Genomic DNA, 15,382 nt, shown 5'->3' with positions numbered 1-15,382 from the left:
CGGAGCCTTCATGCGGTACCCGCCAGCTGCCGCTGCAGGACGGCGATGTCACCGCGCTGCGGATGGTCGGGCCACGCTGCGGCAAGCCGTTCCAGCAGCACGAGGGCTTCGGCGCGGCGGTCGGCGTGCGCGCCGAGCAGGCGCGCGGCGAGCAAGCCGTAATGCGGCGCCTGTTGCTCGCGCGGCCAGTGTGCGAGGTAGCCGCGGCCGAGGTGGATGGCGAGGCGTACCATGCCCAGCCGGTCGGCGAGGTCGGCCAGTTCGCCGCAGGTGCGCGGGTCGTCAGGCACGAAGGCGGGGTCGATGGTGCAGCATTCCTGCAGCACGCCCAGGGCACGGCGCGCCTCGTTCTGCGCGATCAGCGCGGCGATCCAGACCTGGCCGTGCACCAGCAGGTCGTCGCGCAGGCCCTGGCGGCGCAACAGTTCGCGGTAGAGCTGGTGCGCCGGCGCGGGGGCGGTGCGCTGGCGCAGGCGTTCGGCCAGCTGGTGCAATGCCGCCATGGGGTCGCTTTCCGCCAGCGTGCGCGCCTCATCGAGCAGTCGGCTGTCCTCGTCCTGGCCGGCAGCTTTGGCGAGCTTCGGCGCCTCGGGCTCCAGCCCGAAGCGTTCGTGGCGCTGATGGATCAGCGCGCCCATCAGGTGGAAGGCCAGCACGATCAGGTACGTATAGGCGAAGCCGAACAGCGGCAGCGCGAGGAAGCGCGGCAGCAGGTTGGAGGTAAGTACGGCCACCGCGATCAGCGCGCCCAGCATCAGGTTGATCGCCACCGGTACCAGGTAGGCGCTGCCGAAGCCCTGTGCGATGCGCCACCAGGTGGCGGGGTTGAGCGCCAGCAGCGCATTGCCGTCGAAGGCCAGCGACATGTCGATGGCCGGCAATGCCAGCACCAGCACGGGGACCAGCAGCCACAGCGCGGATGGAGCGAGCCAGGTGCAGGCGACGAACAGCGCTCCCGCCGCCAGATGGATCAAGGCAAGCGCCCAGCCGGCCGCGCCGGCTTCGTCCACGCCCACGTCGGGTGCGTTGGCGTAGCCGTTCGCGGTGTGCTGCATGCAATCGGCGGCGTAGCGCCAGGTGGCGGCCCACACCAGCAGGTTGGCCAGCGTGCCGATGGCAGGCAGGAGGCTCGCGTAATGCGCCAGCGCCAGCGCCGTGCAGGTGGCCAGCCCGGCACCGCGCAGCGGATAGCCGAAGCCGGCGACGAGACGCTCGCCGAACGGCGTGTCGGCGGCAACCACTTCGATGTGCGGCATCGGCGGAACCTCAGCGCTTGGCGCCGAAGATACCGCCAGGCACGTCGTGCAGGATCTGCCGGCCGGGCTGGCTGCCTATGGTGCGCACCACCTGCTTGCCCATGGTCTCGATCATGCCCTGGCGGTTGCCGCAGCGCGCTTCCAAGCTGACTGCGTCGTCGTCGTTGCGCCCGATGAGTATGTCGCTCAATGCCGGCTCCTTGTCGTGTCGCATGATTCTAATGGGAGTGTTCTGGAGAAGGCGGCGTTTAAACCTTCGTCGCACGTATCGCATCGAAGGCTGAACCAAACGATGGGGCGGGCGATGCGGATCAGGGGTGGGTGGTGGAGTGTGCTGCTGCTGGGCCTGGTGCTGTGTGCGCCATCGGTGCGGGCTGAATGTGCGATGTGCGCAGAGGTGGCAGCGCAAGCACAGGCGGAGGGTTTCAATGGCGTGATCCTGGTGGCGGAGCATGGGCGCACGGTCTATGCCAAGGCTTTCGGCTTGGCGCATGCCGAGCCGCGCGAACTTATGCGCCTTGATACGCGCTTCGACGCGGGTTCGATCAGCAAATGGGTCGCGGCCATCGTGGTGCTGCAACTGGTCGATCACGGGAAGCTTTCGCTGGACGCGCCGATCAGCCGCTACCTTCCGGAGTACCGCGCCGACAATGGTGCGAGGCTGACTCTGCGCGACCTGATGCGCCACGCCAGCGGCCTGCCTAACCTGGTCGACGAGGCATACAAGCGGGACCGCAGCCTCAAGCGCGTGCCGCTGCCGATGGATGAGGCGATCCGGCGCTATGCCAGCGGAGATTTGACGTTCGCTCCCGGCAGCGCCTGGGAGTATTCGCACAGCAACTGGATCCTGGTGCAGGCCATCGTCGAGCGGGTCAGCGGCCGCCCTTACGCCGAGCAGGCGAGGCAGGCGCTGCTGCTGCCCTTGGGAATGCAGCACAGTGATGTGCTTGGCGGCGAGCCTGCCGGTCGCGGCGATGCCTTGGGTTACGCCGGGGCGCCGCAGACTGCGCAGCGTCGCGAAACGGTCTGTGCCGGCTACATGCTGGCGGCCTGTGGATTTCACGTGGACGCAGCCGACCTGGTCACCCTGCTCGAGGCGGTGGCGCAGGGACGGGTGCTGTCTCCTTGGGCTACGCGGATGCTCTTCACCGTGCAGATGCCGGCCCAGCACTACGCGCTGGGCGGCCGCGTTCGTCGAGTCGAGACCGGAGGCGTCGAGCGCGAGCTGGTCGACGAGTATGGTTCCGATGGGGCCTTTCGCGTGTCGGCGCGACGCACCTCGGCCGACGGCCACGCGGTGGTGGTGATGAACAATAGCGGCGCCGACCATCTGTGGATAGGCGACTTGGCACAGCGCCTGATGGATGCCAGCTACCGCTGATGGTCGACCGGCGGGTGCTCGTTGAGACAATGGGCTTGCGCGCAGTATCGTTGCACGTTTATTGCCTTGCTGCGTCGTGCCGCCCATGCCGTTTGTCCGTTTCACCCGAATCTTCTGCTTGCCACCGCTGGCCGCTGCCGTGACCCTGCTCGCCGCCTGCGCATCGAACGGTGCCGTACACGGCCGTGCCACTTCGGAGGTGAGCGCCCTGTATGCCCAGCTCGACCAGGCCACCCAGGGCTACGACACCGCGCTGCAACAGGTCCGTGCCGGCAACGACGCCGCGGGGCAGAAAACGCTGGAGCAGGCGCTGGACACGCTGAAGAACGCTTCCGTGCGTTGCGGCAGTACCGCCGGCTGCGATCCGCAACGTTTCTTCTCGGCCTACGACCACATGCTGCGTCTCAAGGATGGCAGCTCCATCGGCGACGAGGGCATGAACGAAGAGCCGCAGACCGGCATGGCGCTGGACCAGGGCAGCATTGCCGCGTTGCCCGAGGCGCAGCGCAGCGTGACCCTGCTGCACGGCCAGAAGCTCTCCGAACTGATCGCGATGAACGGCGCGGTGAAGGCCGCGCTGCAGATGTGGCTGACCCAGTGGCGGCCGAACCTGATCGACGCCTGGATCAACTACCAGTACCTGCGCCACGAGATGTGGCCGGCGTACAAGGATGCCGACCTGCCCGAGGCGCTGCTGTTCGGCATCATGGCCCAGGAGTCCGGCGGCAAGGTGCACGCGGTGTCGCGCTCCGGCGCGGCGGGCCCGCTGCAGTTCATGTACGCCACCGGCATGCGCTTCGGCCTCACCAATTCCGACGGCTTCGACCTGCGCTTCGATCCGGCCGCATCGGCGCGCGCGAATGCCGCGTACATGAACGAGCAGCTCCAGGTGTTCAACGACAACCTCGAGCTGACGCTGGCGGCCTACAACGCCGGCGAAGGGCGCATGCGGCGGCTGGTGGGGCCTGACACCACGGTGAGCTTCTACGACCCGCGCATCTACAACCAGCTTTCGCAGCAGACCCGCGACTACGTGCCCTCGGTGCTGGCGGCGGCTTGGCTGTTCCTGCATCCGGACAGCTACAACCTGCGCTTCCCCAGGATCGATGGCGTGGCGGGCAGCATCACGCTGCAGCGGCCGGCCTCGATCGACGAGCTCACCGTCTGCCTGGGCTCGGCCGGCGGCATGGAGGAAGGCTGGTTCCGCACCCTGCGCAACCTTAATCCGCGGCTCGACCCGCAGCAGGAGCAGCCGGCCGGCGTGGTGCTGCAGGTGCCGAAGCTGCTGGAGAAATCCTACGCCTCGCGCTGCGTGGACGGCCCGTGGCCGATCCTCGCCGCCGACCTGCACGCCGCTGCCGCGCCGGTGGTGGTCGATCCGGCCCCGCCGCCGCCTGCGGAGCCGGCCAGGACCCGTCATTACAAGGTGCGCCGCGGCGACACCCTGGTCGGCATCGTGCGCAAGCTGCGCTGCTCCAGCGTGCAGGAAGTGGCCGAGATGAATCATCTGCGGCACCACCACATCGCGGTGGGGCAGGTGCTGAAAGTGCCGGAGTGCCGCTGAGCTTCGATCAGGCGGTGGCGCCGGTGCGCATCCAGTCCTTGACCGGATTGGTCGGGCGATGCAGGCGCTTGAGTTCCTGCAGCAGATGCAGCACCTGGCGGTGCTGCGGCAGCAGGCGATCCTGCGGGGAGTGCTTGGTCTCGTGGTAGGCCACGGCCAGCCACAGCGCGATACCGCGCAATGCCACTTCAGGATTCTCCGAACGCGCCCGCTCATAGCCGGCACCGGTGCCATGGCCCCAGGGCAGGTAGCGCGCCTCCGGCGGCGTGCCGTACAGGTGCGGGAATTCCCTGCGCGAAGCCTGGCCGATCTCGCGCAGGGTCAGCACGCTCAGCTGTGCGCGGCTGCGCTGGGGCAGGGCGCGCATGCTGCGCTCGATCTCGCGCAACTGGCGAGCGAGCTGGTGTGCACGGAGGAAGGCGATGGCCGGGCTGAGCAGCTGCATGGAGTCCTCGTCGGCTGGCGCCGCGACGGGCGCGGCAACGGCGGGAGGATAGTGGGCGCGTGACGCCCGTTGCGCCCAGTGCGTCACAAAATGACGTGCAGCGTCAGCTTTCGTGGTGGCAGCAGCCCAGCCGCTGACCTACCCGCACCGGCTGCTGCGGCTGCAGCGCATCCAGTTCGGCCATGCCTTCGGGCAGCAGCAGGATCACGGTCGAGCCCATGTTGAAGCGCGCCATCTCGGCGAAGCGTTCCAGCGTGATGTTCTGCCCGGCGAACGATTTGCGCCGGATCGAAGGTGCGTAGGGCGGGATCACCAATCCGTCCCACACTGTGGCCACCGACGAGACCAGGATCGCGCCCACCATCACCACCGCGAACGGGCCGTGCTCGCCCTCGAAGTGGCAGACCAGGCGCTCGTTGCGCGCGAACAGGCGCGGGATGGCTTCCACTGCAAACGGCGCCACGCTGAAGATGCGTCCAGGCACGTGCACGGTTTCCCTCAGCGTGCCTGTCAGCGGCATGTGCACGCGGTGGTAGTCGCGCGGCGACAGGTACACGGTGACGAAGCGGCCATTCCGGTACGGTGCGGCGGAAGCCTCGTCGCCCAGCAGTTCGGCAGCGGTGTACTCCTGTCCCTTGGCCTGGAAGATGCGCCCGTCCACGATCGCGCCGGCTTGGCTGATGCGGCCGTCGGCAGGCGAGAGCAGGGCGGCCGGGTCGGCGTCGGCCGTGCGCGCATCGGGTCTCAGCTTGCGGGTGAAGAAGGCATTGAAGTGCTGGTAGGCCAGCGGATCGGGCTGCGCGGCCTCGGCCATGTTCACGCCGTAATTGCGCACGATGGTGCCGATCAGCCAGTTCTTCCACGGCGCGAAGGTCCAGCGCGTGCCCCAATAGACCAGGCGCGACAGGAAACGGTGCGGAAGGATGTATTGGAGGATTACTTTGAAAGTCATCCAGCCAGTATACGGGGCGCGCGCTTATAATCAGCGGTCTTTTTGCCGCGCCGTGGGCCGCCCGTGACCGCCGAACTCGCCACCATCATCGACTTCATCCGCTACGGCGCCAGCCGCTTCTCGGCGGCCGGGCTGACCTTCGGCCACAGCCACGACAACCCCATCGACGAGGCCACCCACCTGGTGCTGGCCAGCCTGCACCTGCCGCCGGACATTCCGCCGGCCTACGGCGCGGGCCGGCTCACCGCCGGGGAGCGCGCGAACGTGCTGGCGCTGATCGAGCGCCGCGTCAACGAGCGCCTGCCGGTGGCCTACCTGGTCGGCGAAACCTGGTTTGCCGGGCTGAAGTTCAAGAGCGACCGCCGCGCCCTGGTGCCGCGCTCGCCGATCGCCGAACTGATCGAATCGGGCTTCGCGCCGTGGTTGGACGAGCGCCACATCGAGCGCGCGCTGGACCTGTGCACCGGCTCCGGCTGCATCGGCATCGCGATGGCCGAGTACAACCCGGACTGGCGCGTGGACATCGTGGACATCAGCGACGAGGCGCTGGCGCTGGCGCGCGAGAACATCGTGTTCCAGCACGTCGAGTCGCGCGTCGAGGCGGTGAAGTCCGACCTGTTCGAAGGCGTGCGCGGGCGCAAGTACGACCTGATCGTTTCCAATCCGCCCTACGTCACCGAGGACGAATACGCCGCGCTGCCCGGCGAATACGTGCACGAGCCCAAGCTTGGCCTCACCTCGGGCGAGGATGGGCTGGACATCTGTCTGCGCATTCTCGACGAGGCGGCCGACCTCCTCGGCGACGACGGCCTGCTGATCGTCGAAGTGGGCGAGAGCGAGCACGCGCTGGCCGCGCTGCTGCCGGAAGTGCCCTTCGTGTGGATCGAGTTCAAGGTGGGGCAGATGGGCGTGTTCGCGCTGGAGCGGCGCGACCTGATCGAGCACCGCGAGGCGATCCACGCCGCCGCTGCCGCGCGACGCTGAGCCGATGGAACTGGAGACCGCGCGTTTGCGGCTGGACGCCCTGCGGGAGGGCGATGCGGATGCGTTGTTCCGTTACCGCGCCGATCCTGCTGTCTGCCGTTACCAGGGCTGGCGCCCGGCCACGCTGGCCGATGCCGAGCGTTTCATCGGCAGCCAGTCGGCCACGACCGCGCCGGTGCAATGCCAGTGGTTCCAGCGCGCCATTCGCCATCGCGACGATGGCACGCTGATCGGCGATGTCGGTTTTTGCCTTGCCGACGGCCAGGCCGAATTCGGCATCACGCTGGCGCCCGCCGTGCAAGGCCACGGCTTCGCCCGCGAGGTGCTGCAGGCGTTGTTTGGCTGGCTGTTCGGCCGGCTGGAAGTTCACCGCGTGTACGCGTCGGTCGATCCGCGCAACGCGCCGAGCGTGGCGCTGCTGCAGGCGATGGGCATGCGCAAGGAAGCCCATTTCCGCGAAAGCCTGCTGCTCCATGGCGAGTGGGTCGACGATGTCGTTTTCGGGCTGCTGGCCAGCGAATGGCCTGGTGAAGGCGCAGGAATTGTTGCGCCGCGGTAAGCTGTGGGGGTTTCCTGCAGGCATCCGAATCTCGTGTCCAGCAACTCCTTCGGCAAGCTCTTCACCGTCACCACCTTCGGCGAAAGCCACGGACCGGCCATCGGCTGCGTGATCGACGGCTGCCCGCCGGGGCTGCCGATCGGCGAGGAGGAATTCCGCAACGACCTCGACCGTCGCGCCACCGGCAAGTCACGTCACACCTCGCAGCGGCGCGAGGCGGACGAGGTGGAGATCCTCTCCGGCGTATACGAGGGCAGGACCACCGGCACGCCGATCGCGCTGCTGATCCGCAATACCGACCAGCGCAGCAAGGACTACGGCGACATCGCCTCGACCTTCCGCCCCGGGCATGCCGACTACACCTACTGGCAGAAGTACGGCATCCGCGATCCGCGTGGTGGCGGGCGTTCCTCGGCGCGGGAGACCACGATGCGCGTGGCTGCCGCGGTGGTCGCCAAGAAGTGGCTGGCCGAGCGCCACGGCGTGCGCGTGCGCGGATACCTCGCGCAGCTGGGTGACGTCGCACCGACCGCCTTCGACTGGGAGGCGGTCGAGCAGAACCCGTTCTTCTGGCCCTGCGCCGAACAGGTGCCCGAGCTCGAAAAGGCGATGGACGCGCTGCGCAAGTCCGGCGACTCGGTCGGCGCGCGCGTCAGCGTGGTGGCCGACGGCGTCCCGCCGGGCTGGGGCGAGCCGATCTACGGCAAGCTGGACGGCGATCTCGCCAGCGCACTGATGTCGATCAACGCGGTGAAGGGCGTGGAGATCGGCGATGGCTTCGCGGCCGTCACGCAGCGCGGCAGCGAGCACCGCGACGAAATGCGTTTGGACGGCTTTACGTCCAATCATGCCGGTGGCATCCTTGGCGGCATCAGCACGGGGCAGGCGGTGATCGCCTCGATCGCGCTGAAGCCCACCTCCAGCATCCTGATTCCCGGCCACAGCGTGAACCTGGCCGGCGAGCCGGTGGAAGTGGTCACCAAGGGGCGCCACGACCCCTGCGTCGGCATTCGCGCCACGCCCATCGCCGAGGCGATGATGGCGCTGGTACTGATGGACCACGCATTGCGCCACCGCGCGCAGTGCGGCGACGTGGGCGAGGTGGCGCCGCGCATTCCCTGACAGGAGCCGCCGACCATGAGCATGCCAATCGCACCGCATATCGGTTCGCATTCGCCGCTGGGCAAGGTCCTCGGCGACGCCATCGGCTATTGGGAGCGGCGACGCGTCGGCTACAACCTCGCGCTGGCCGCGGTGGTGCTGGGCTGGCTGGCGGTGGCGTGGACGCGCCTGCGCGGCCTGTTCGGCATCGAGCACCTGCTGGCGCTGTTCGTCCTCGCCGTGCTGGCGAACATGTGCTATTGCGCGGCCTACCTGGTGGATGTGCCGGTCCAGCTCTCGGAGTTCCGGGACGGCTGGCGCCGGCGGCGCTGGTTGTTGTGGCTGGTCGGCACCCTGTTCGGCATGGCCCTGGCGTGGTTCTGGATCGCCGACGAAATCCTGCCGGCCGCCGGGACCTGACCGGATGGGGATGACGTCCAAGCCCAGCGTATGGGTCTCGCGCCCCACTTTCCCGGACGTGGTCGCCCGGCTGGAACCGCATTTCCACGTGTCGGCCGAGCCGGAAGAAACGAAGTTCACCTCCGCCGAGCTGGCCGCGAAGCTGGCCGGCTGCGACGCCGCCATCGTGGGTCTGAAGGAACGCGTGGGCGCCACCGAGCTGGCGGCTGCGAAGCGCTTGCGCATCGTCGCCAACCTCGCCGTGGGTTACGACAATCTCGATCTCGCTGCGCTCGGTGCTGCCGGCATCGCAGCCTCCAACACCGCCGACGTGCTCAACGAGAGCGTGGCCGACTATGCCTGGGCGTTGCTGCTGGGTGCGTCGCGGCGCATGGGCGCCGCCGAGCGCTGGCTGCGCGCCGGAAAGTGGCACGCCACCGAATTCAAGGGCTGGCTGGGCACGGATGTGCGTGGCCGCACGCTGGGCATCCTGGGCATGGGCCGCATCGGCCAGGCCATCGCGCGGCGCGCGCAGGGCTTCGGCATGCCGGTGCTCTATCACAACCGCTCGCGCCTGCCCGAGGCCACCGAGCGGGAATGCCGCGCCAGCTACGTGGGCAAGGCCACGCTGCTGCGCGAGTCGGACTGCATCATGCTGGTGTTGCCGCTGACGCCGGAAACCCGCCACGCCATCGGCGCTGCCGAACTGGCGCAGATGAAATCCACCGCAGTGCTGGTGAACGTGGCGCGCGGCGGCATCGTGGACGACGCGGCGCTGGCCGCCGCGCTACGCGAAGGCCGGCTCGCCGCCGCCGGCCTGGACGTGTTCGAGGGCGAGCCACGCGTGCATCCGGACCTGCTCGCGCTCGACAACGTGCTGCTCAGCCCGCATATCGCCAGCGCCACGACCGATACCCGCCGCGCCATGACCAGCGTGGCGGTGGACAATGTGCTGGCGTTCTTCGGCCACGGCCCGCACGCCGGGCACCCGCCGAACCTGCTGAACCCCGAAGCGCTGGCCGCGGCCGGCGTGACTTTTCCACCACTCCACCACTTTCCAACCCACCAATAACTCACCTGACGAGCAGCACCCGATGAGCAAGAAGAGCAGTTACAAGGTTGCGATGGTCGGCGCCACCGGCGCCGTGGGCGAGACCCTGCTCGCCATCCTCGCCGAGCGCAATTTCCCGGTCAGCGAGTTGGTGCCGCTGGCCAGCGAGCGTTCGGCCGGCGGTACGGTGGGGTTCGCGGGCAAACAGGTGACGGTGAAGAACCTCGCCGACTACGACTTCGCGGGCGTGGACATCGCCTTCTTCTCGGCCGGCGGTTCGGTGAGCAAGGTGCATGCGCCGCGTGCGGCGGCGGTCGGCGCGGTGGTGATCGACAACACCTCCGAGTTCCGCTACCAGGACGACATCCCGCTGGTGGTGAGCGAGGTGAATCCGCACGCCATCGCCCAGTACACCACCCGCGGTATCATCGCCAATCCGAACTGCTCGACCATGGGCATGCTGGTGGCGCTGGCTCCGATCCACCGCGCGGTGGGCATCGAGCGCATCAACGTGGCGACCTACCAGTCGGTTTCCGGCGCGGGCCGCTCGGGCATGGAGGAGCTGGGCCGGCAGACTGCCGCGTTGCTGAGCTTCCAGGACGTGGAGAAGGGCAAGTTCCCCAAGCAGATCGCCTTCAACGTGATCCCGCACATCGACGACTTCCAGCCCAACGGCTACACCAAGGAAGAGATGAAGATGGTGTGGGAGACGCGCAAGATCCTGGAGGACGACTCCATTGCGGTGAACCCCACCGCGGTGCGCGTGCCGGTGTTCTACGGGCATTCCGAGGCGGTGCACATCGAGACCCGCGACAAGATCACCGCCGAACAGGCCCGCGCGCTGCTGGAGCAGGCCGAGGGCGTGGTGGTGATGGACGAGCGCAAGGCCGGCGGCTATCCCACCCCGGTGGGCGACGTCGCGGGCAAGGATCCCGTGTTCGTGGGCCGCATCCGCGAGGACATCTCGCACGAGCGCGGCCTCGACCTGTGGATCGTCTCGGACAACATCCGCAAGGGTGCGGCGCTGAACGCGGTGCAGATCGCCGAGCTGCTGATCGGGGACTACCTGTGAGGCTCGGCCCGGGCGGGATGCTGCTGGCCGGTGTGTTGCTGGCTGCGCCCCTGTCGGCGCAGGCCTGGCAGCAGCCGGCGGCCAATGCCGCACGTGTCGCCAGGGCCGTGCACAAGAATGCGGCTGCAGTCGACCAGCAGCGTGCCAAGGTGCAAGACCTGCAGCATGATGTGGCCGCACAGGAGGCCGGCAGTCGCGCGGCCGCCCAGCGGCTCGAGCAACAGGACGCGGAAATCGCCGAACTGCAGCGACAGCTGCAGGCGGCGCAGCAGGCCGGGGCCGGGGCCGCCCCCGGCAAAGGGCACTGATTCCTTCCACGGGGCTGCCGGGGTTCTGGAATGTGCGGCAGCAATGCATCGCAAGTCTGCGATCCTGCTATTGTTGATCCGTGTATATCTAACTTAAAGTGGCGCCTCGTCGGGGCGGAGCGCTGCCATTGTGGTGGCCGTACCAGACGCCACGGCTTGTTCGGGGGAGCGCGTAATGAATCGTTCGTTGAAACTGCCACTGCTGGTGGCGTTGGCCTTGGGCAGCGGCCATGCCCTGGCGCTGGACCTGGGCCAGATCCAGGTCAAGTCCGCGCTGGGTCAGCCACTGCTGGCGGAGATCCCGGTGCAGCAGGCCACGCCGGCCGAACTGCAGCAGCTCAGCGTGCAGCTGGCTTCGGGCGACGAATTCGCGCGTGCCGGGGTGGCCGGCGGGCGGCCATCGATCCCCCTGCGTTTCGACGTGGTCGATGGCGGCAACGGCCACAAGGTCATCCGCATCACCAGCGAGGCTGCGGTCAACGATCCGTTCCTCGACCTGCTGGTCGAGATCCACGGCGGCAGCGGCAAGAGCGTGCGCGAGTACACCATCCTGCTCGATCCGCCAGGCAGCAGTCCCGCGCCGGTGGCGTCGCGTTCGTCGGCGCCTGCGCACGCAGCGCGGCCGGCGGCTGCCGCTCCGGTCACGCACCCGTCCACCCATGCCGGTAGCGGCTCCTCGGGCGGGCAGGTGGCGAACGGCCGCTTCGGGCCGGTCGTGCGCGGCCAGACCCTGTCCGCGGTGGCGCATCAGACGGCGCCGGCCGGCGTCGACATCAACCAGATGCTGCTGGCGCTCAAGCAAGCCAATCCCGATGCGTTCTACCGCGACAACATCAATGCGCTGAAAGCAGGCGCGGTGCTGCGCATTCCCGGCAAGGACGAAGCCGAGGCGCTCGCGGTGGCCGCTGCTGCAGCGGAAGTGCGTCGCCAGAACGGCGACTGGCGCAGCGGTACGGTGAGCAGTTCGCCGGTGACCGTGGCCGATGCGGGCACCCGCGCCGGCACATCCAGTTCGCCCACGGCGGGAGCCGGCAGCAAGGGCGATCACCTGGCCCTGGTGCCTGCGAAGCAGGGTGGCAAGGCTGCCGCGACGGCAGGCGGTTCGGACAGGGACAGCACGCTGCGCCAGGACCTGCAGCGCAGCCAGGAGACCCTCGCCAGCCTGCAGCAGCAGGGTGCGGACCTGAAGTCGCGACTGAAGGAACTCAGCGACATCAACAACAAGAACGAACGCCTGCTGGCGCTCAAGGACAACGAGATCGCCGAGCTGCAGCAGAAGCTGGCCGCGGCGCGCAAGGCTGCCGGCCAGCCGGCCGAGAAATTGGCGGCGGTGGCGGCAGCGACCGCCGGCGCCAACGCACCGAAGCCGGCGGAGCAGCCGGCCAGCGCCGCGCCGGCGCCGGCGACGACTGCCGGCAGCGCGACCGCGGCGCAGGCCAAGCCAGCGGCGGCTCCCGGTACCGCGTCGACGGCACCCGCGGCGAGCAAGCCGGCACCGGTTGCCACGCCGGCCCATACCGCTCCGCTCAAGCCGACCGCCATCAAGCCGGCGCCGGCGAGCGAGGAACCCTGGTATACGCAGCTCTGGGCACAGGCGCTGGGCGCCGCCGTCATCGTGCTGCTGTTGCTGGGCGCACTGCTCGGCCGTCGCCGCAAGGCGAAGCCTGTAGCGCAGGCAGCGAAGCTGGCGCCATCACTGGCCGATCGCTTCGGCGATGCCGCGCCGTCCGACGGCGCCGACGACGTCGACCAGAACCTGCTGCTCGACCAGCTGGCCGAGCATCCCGACGACATCGGCCTGCACCTGGAACTGGTCAGCCTGTATTACGGCCGCCGCGACGTCGAGCATTTCGAGGCCGCCGCCGAGGCCATGCACGCCCACGTCAGCGATCCGCACCAGGAAGAGTGGCAGGACGTGCTGCACATGGGCGAGGACCTGGTGCCAGGCCATCCGCTGTTTGCCGGGCACGGCGGCATGTCGGCGGAGGAACTCGAGGCGCATCATGATTTCGACATCGACCGCTACGCCGCCGAGACCGTCGCGGCGCCGGCACCTGTCCCGGCACCTGCGCCGGCCGGTCCGCCGCCGTTGCCCGCGAATCCGGTGAAGGTGAGCGAGTACAACTTCAACTTCGATCTGACCCCGGGACACGAATCGGCGCCGAAGCGGGCCGAGGATGTCGAGCCGGCCGTGGCGCACCAGGCCGCCGCGGAACCGCATGCCGCGGACGACGACGTGACGGTGCTGCGCAGTGCGGTATCGAGCTGGCAGTTCGATGAGCCGGAAATGCAGATCCAGCCGGCCGGGCATGACATCGAACCGCGCGATTTCAGCGACGACCCGGTGGACACCAAGCTCGACCTGGCCCGCGCCTACCTGGACATGGCCGACCCCGAGGGCGCCCGCGCCATGCTCGAGGAGGTGCTGCACGAAGGCAGCCAGATGCAGCGCGACGTGGCCAGGCGCATGCTCGACGACCTGCACTGAGTCGCCCGCGTGCAATGCAACCGGAAACGGGCCGGCCATGCCGGCCCGTTCGCGTTTGAGGAGTGCGGTCATGGATGGCCGCCTGTTTGATTTTCGCGATCAGGGACGATCGCAGGGTTTGAGGAGTGCGGTCATGGAGGCCGCCCATTTGATTTTCGCGATCACGGACGATCGCAGGTGGAAAGGCCTGCTACGCTGCGCACTTTCCACACTCCCCTGATCCATGCGCATCGCCCTGGGCATCGAATACGACGGCACCGACTTCCTCGGCTGGCAGCGCCTGAGTCACGGCAACACGGTGCAAGGTGCGCTGGAAGAGGCTTTGTCGAAGGTGGCCGCGCAGTCCGTCGAGGTAACCTGCTCAGGCCGTACCGATGCCGGCGTGCACGGCCGCTGCCAGGTGGTGCATTTCGATACCGGGGTGTCGCGCACGATGCGCGGCTGGTTGCTGGGCGCCACTTCCAACTTGCCGTCCAGCGTGGCCGTGCTGTGGGCGCAGCCGGTGGCAGGGGATTTCCACGCGCGTTTTTCCGCGCGCAGCCGGCGCTACCGCTACACCATCCTCAACCGGCCGGTGCGTGCGGCGCTGGACGCACGCCAGGTGACCTGGGAACGCCTGCCGCTGGATGCCGCGCGCATGCATGACGCCGCGCAGGCGCTGCTGGGCGAGCACGATTTCTCCGCGTTCCGCGCGGTGTCATGCCAGGCCGCGCATCCGCGGCGATGCGTGCTGGCGGTGGGCGTACGGCGCGAGGGCGAGCAGGTGATCGTGGAGATCGAGGCGAATGCCTTCCTGCACCATATGGTGCGCAACATCGTGGGTTCGCTGCTGCCGGTGGGTCGCGGCGAGCAGCCCGGCACATGGGTCGGCGAGCTGCTGGCGGGGCGCAACCGCGAGGCGGCTGGGCCTACCGCGCCATCGTCTGGACTGACCTTCATCGGGCCGCGCTACGAGGCGCACTGGGGCCTGCCTGCCGAGGTGAGCCAGCCATGACCCGCATCAAGTGCTGCGGCATGACCCGCGTCGAGGATGCGCTGCTGGCGGCGCGGCTCGGCGCCGATGCGATCGGCCTGGTGTTCACCGCGCGCAGCAAGCGGCGCGTTTCCGTGGCGCAGGCGCAGGCCATCGTGCATGCGCTGCCGCCGTTCGTGAGCACGGTGGCGCTGTTCATGGACGACACGCCGGCGCTGGTGGAGGACGTCATTGCCGACGTGGTGCCGGACCTGCTGCAGTTCCACGGCGGCGAGCCGGACGAATGGTGCGCGCAGTTCGGCCGTCGTTACCTCAAGGCCATCGCGATGGGCGCAGGCGCCGCCGCGCTGGCGCGCTTGCACGACCATCCGCATGCCGCCGCGCTGCTGCTCGATGGGCACGGCCTTGGCGAGGCCGGTGGCGGCGGCAAGGCTTTCGACTGGTCGCTGATGCCGACGGATCTCGCGCAACCGCTGGTACTGGCCGGTGGCCTGCATGCCGGCAACGTGGCCGAGGCCATCCGTGTGGCGCGGCCGTGGGCGGTGGACGTGGCCAGCGGCGTGGAGTCGGCGCCAGGCATCAAGGATGCCGGCAAGTTGCGGGATTTCATCGCGGCGGTGCGCGCCGTGGGCTGAAGGTTGTGGCACGGTGCCGACACTGGCCGCGATGGGGAATGCCGGGTCGATGCCAGCCATCCTTTCGATCCGCACCACGCGCATTATTTCGATGTGATGCGCGACGTCGCCTGCGTGCCGTGCGGTGCGCGGCGCTTCGCCCTGTTTCCCCGGAGCGTCGGCGGCGAGGAAACCGCAGTGTGCGTCCCGGAGCATCGTCGCAGCGTGTTCGGGC

Annotated in this window: 16 protein-coding genes; 12 read left to right on the top strand and 4 right to left on the bottom strand. The window is 68.8% G+C overall.

What is annotated here, in order from left to right:
* Positions 1-8: 8 nt before the first annotated feature.
* Positions 9-1,256 (bottom strand): hypothetical protein, encoded by a 1,248-nt coding sequence (locus tag ABQJ54_RS02815; protein WP_367852745.1) that lies wholly within the window; start codon positions 1,254-1,256, stop codon positions 9-11.
* A 10-nt stretch (positions 1,257-1,266) separates the two neighbouring features.
* Complete coding sequence (locus tag ABQJ54_RS02810) at positions 1,267-1,446, bottom strand: hypothetical protein (RefSeq protein WP_367853581.1); 180 nt, start codon at positions 1,444-1,446, stop codon at positions 1,267-1,269.
* A gap of 141 nt (positions 1,447-1,587) precedes the next feature.
* Here ABQJ54_RS02810 and ABQJ54_RS02805 point away from each other — a divergent pair, with 141 nt between their 5' ends.
* Both ABQJ54_RS02805 and ABQJ54_RS02800 read left to right on the top strand, forming a co-directional pair.
* Entirely contained in the window at positions 1,588-2,637 is a 1,050-nt protein-coding gene (locus ABQJ54_RS02805; protein WP_367852744.1) for a serine hydrolase domain-containing protein, read from the top strand.
* Between the two features lie 85 nt (positions 2,638-2,722).
* Positions 2,723-4,201, top strand: coding sequence for a transglycosylase SLT domain-containing protein (locus tag ABQJ54_RS02800; protein ID WP_367852743.1), 1,479 nt, complete (start codon positions 2,723-2,725; stop codon positions 4,199-4,201).
* Positions 4,202-4,208: 7 nt separating this feature from the next.
* Here ABQJ54_RS02800 and ABQJ54_RS02795 read toward each other — a convergent pair whose 3' ends face one another.
* Both ABQJ54_RS02795 and asd read right to left on the bottom strand, forming a co-directional pair.
* The gene (locus tag ABQJ54_RS02795) at positions 4,209-4,646 is read right to left on the bottom strand and encodes a hypothetical protein (RefSeq protein WP_367852742.1); all 438 of its coding nucleotides are present in this window, start codon (positions 4,644-4,646) and stop codon (positions 4,209-4,211) included.
* Positions 4,647-4,749: 103 nt separating this feature from the next.
* Positions 4,750-5,598 (bottom strand): archaetidylserine decarboxylase, encoded by an 849-nt coding sequence (asd, locus tag ABQJ54_RS02790; RefSeq protein ID WP_367852741.1) that lies wholly within the window; start codon positions 5,596-5,598, stop codon positions 4,750-4,752.
* A gap of 63 nt (positions 5,599-5,661) precedes the next feature.
* Between asd and prmB the strand changes: the two genes are divergently transcribed.
* The 10 genes from prmB (at position 5,662) to ABQJ54_RS02740 (ending at position 15,168) form a co-directional block, all read left to right on the top strand.
* The gene (prmB, locus tag ABQJ54_RS02785) at positions 5,662-6,582 is read left to right on the top strand and encodes a 50S ribosomal protein L3 N(5)-glutamine methyltransferase (protein ID WP_367852740.1); all 921 of its coding nucleotides are present in this window, start codon (positions 5,662-5,664) and stop codon (positions 6,580-6,582) included.
* Between the two features lie 4 nt (positions 6,583-6,586).
* Positions 6,587-7,141, top strand: a complete 555-nt coding sequence (locus ABQJ54_RS02780) for a GNAT family N-acetyltransferase (protein ID WP_367852739.1) — start codon at positions 6,587-6,589, stop codon at positions 7,139-7,141.
* Positions 7,142-7,174: 33 nt separating this feature from the next.
* Complete coding sequence (aroC, locus tag ABQJ54_RS02775) at positions 7,175-8,263, top strand: chorismate synthase (protein WP_367852738.1); 1,089 nt, start codon at positions 7,175-7,177, stop codon at positions 8,261-8,263.
* Between the two features lie 15 nt (positions 8,264-8,278).
* Positions 8,279-8,662 carry a hypothetical protein gene (locus ABQJ54_RS02770; protein ID WP_367852737.1) on the top strand — a complete coding sequence of 128 codons (384 nt, stop codon included), beginning with the start codon at positions 8,279-8,281 and terminating at the stop codon, positions 8,660-8,662.
* 10 nt (positions 8,663-8,672) lie between these two features.
* A complete protein-coding gene (locus ABQJ54_RS02765; RefSeq protein ID WP_367852736.1) occupies positions 8,673-9,713 on the top strand; it encodes a 2-hydroxyacid dehydrogenase in 1,041 nt (346 codons plus the stop codon).
* Positions 9,714-9,735: 22 nt separating this feature from the next.
* Positions 9,736-10,764: an aspartate-semialdehyde dehydrogenase gene (locus tag ABQJ54_RS02760; RefSeq protein ID WP_367852735.1), complete on the top strand. Its 1,029-nt coding sequence runs from the start codon at positions 9,736-9,738 to the stop codon at positions 10,762-10,764.
* Between the two features lie 17 nt (positions 10,765-10,781).
* A complete protein-coding gene (locus tag ABQJ54_RS02755) occupies positions 10,782-11,072 on the top strand; it encodes a hypothetical protein (RefSeq protein ID WP_367852734.1) in 291 nt (96 codons plus the stop codon).
* A gap of 175 nt (positions 11,073-11,247) precedes the next feature.
* Positions 11,248-13,560, top strand: a complete 2,313-nt coding sequence (locus ABQJ54_RS02750) for a motility hub landmark protein FimV (RefSeq protein ID WP_367852733.1) — start codon at positions 11,248-11,250, stop codon at positions 13,558-13,560.
* A 223-nt stretch (positions 13,561-13,783) separates the two neighbouring features.
* A complete protein-coding gene (gene truA / locus ABQJ54_RS02745; protein ID WP_367852732.1) occupies positions 13,784-14,554 on the top strand; it encodes a tRNA pseudouridine(38-40) synthase TruA in 771 nt (256 codons plus the stop codon).
* Entirely contained in the window at positions 14,551-15,168 is a 618-nt protein-coding gene (locus ABQJ54_RS02740; protein ID WP_367852731.1) for a phosphoribosylanthranilate isomerase, read from the top strand. Before truA ends, ABQJ54_RS02740 begins: the two co-directional genes overlap by 4 nt.
* Positions 15,169-15,382: the final 214 nt, after the last annotated feature.

Source organism: Rhodanobacter lycopersici, from assembly GCF_040812335.1.
Taxonomy (GTDB): Bacteria; Pseudomonadota; Gammaproteobacteria; order Xanthomonadales; family Rhodanobacteraceae; genus Rhodanobacter_A; species Rhodanobacter_A lycopersici.
Note: the sequence above shows the minus strand (reverse complement) of the source record. Positions and strands in the feature narration are given on the sequence as shown.

Coding starts and splice junctions, on each gene's coding strand:
- ABQJ54_RS02780 (WP_367852739.1), top strand. CDS start 6,587: ATGGAACTGGAGACCGCGCGTTTGCGGCTGGACGCCCTGCGGGAGGGC.
- ABQJ54_RS02760 (WP_367852735.1), top strand. CDS start 9,736: ATGAGCAAGAAGAGCAGTTACAAGGTTGCGATGGTCGGCGCCACCGGC.
- ABQJ54_RS02755 (WP_367852734.1), top strand. CDS start 10,782: ATGCTGCTGGCCGGTGTGTTGCTGGCTGCGCCCCTGTCGGCGCAGGCC.
- ABQJ54_RS02795 (WP_367852742.1), bottom strand. CDS start 4,646: ATGCAGCTGCTCAGCCCGGCCATCGCCTTCCTCCGTGCACACCAGCTC.
- ABQJ54_RS02800 (WP_367852743.1), top strand. CDS start 2,723: ATGCCGTTTGTCCGTTTCACCCGAATCTTCTGCTTGCCACCGCTGGCC.
- ABQJ54_RS02740 (WP_367852731.1), top strand. CDS start 14,551: ATGACCCGCATCAAGTGCTGCGGCATGACCCGCGTCGAGGATGCGCTG.
- ABQJ54_RS02770 (WP_367852737.1), top strand. CDS start 8,279: ATGAGCATGCCAATCGCACCGCATATCGGTTCGCATTCGCCGCTGGGC.
- ABQJ54_RS02765 (WP_367852736.1), top strand. CDS start 8,673: ATGACGTCCAAGCCCAGCGTATGGGTCTCGCGCCCCACTTTCCCGGAC.
- asd (WP_367852741.1), bottom strand. CDS start 5,598: ATGACTTTCAAAGTAATCCTCCAATACATCCTTCCGCACCGTTTCCTG.
- ABQJ54_RS02750 (WP_367852733.1), top strand. CDS start 11,248: ATGAATCGTTCGTTGAAACTGCCACTGCTGGTGGCGTTGGCCTTGGGC.
- truA (WP_367852732.1), top strand. CDS start 13,784: ATGCGCATCGCCCTGGGCATCGAATACGACGGCACCGACTTCCTCGGC.
- ABQJ54_RS02815 (WP_367852745.1), bottom strand. CDS start 1,256: ATGCCGCACATCGAAGTGGTTGCCGCCGACACGCCGTTCGGCGAGCGT.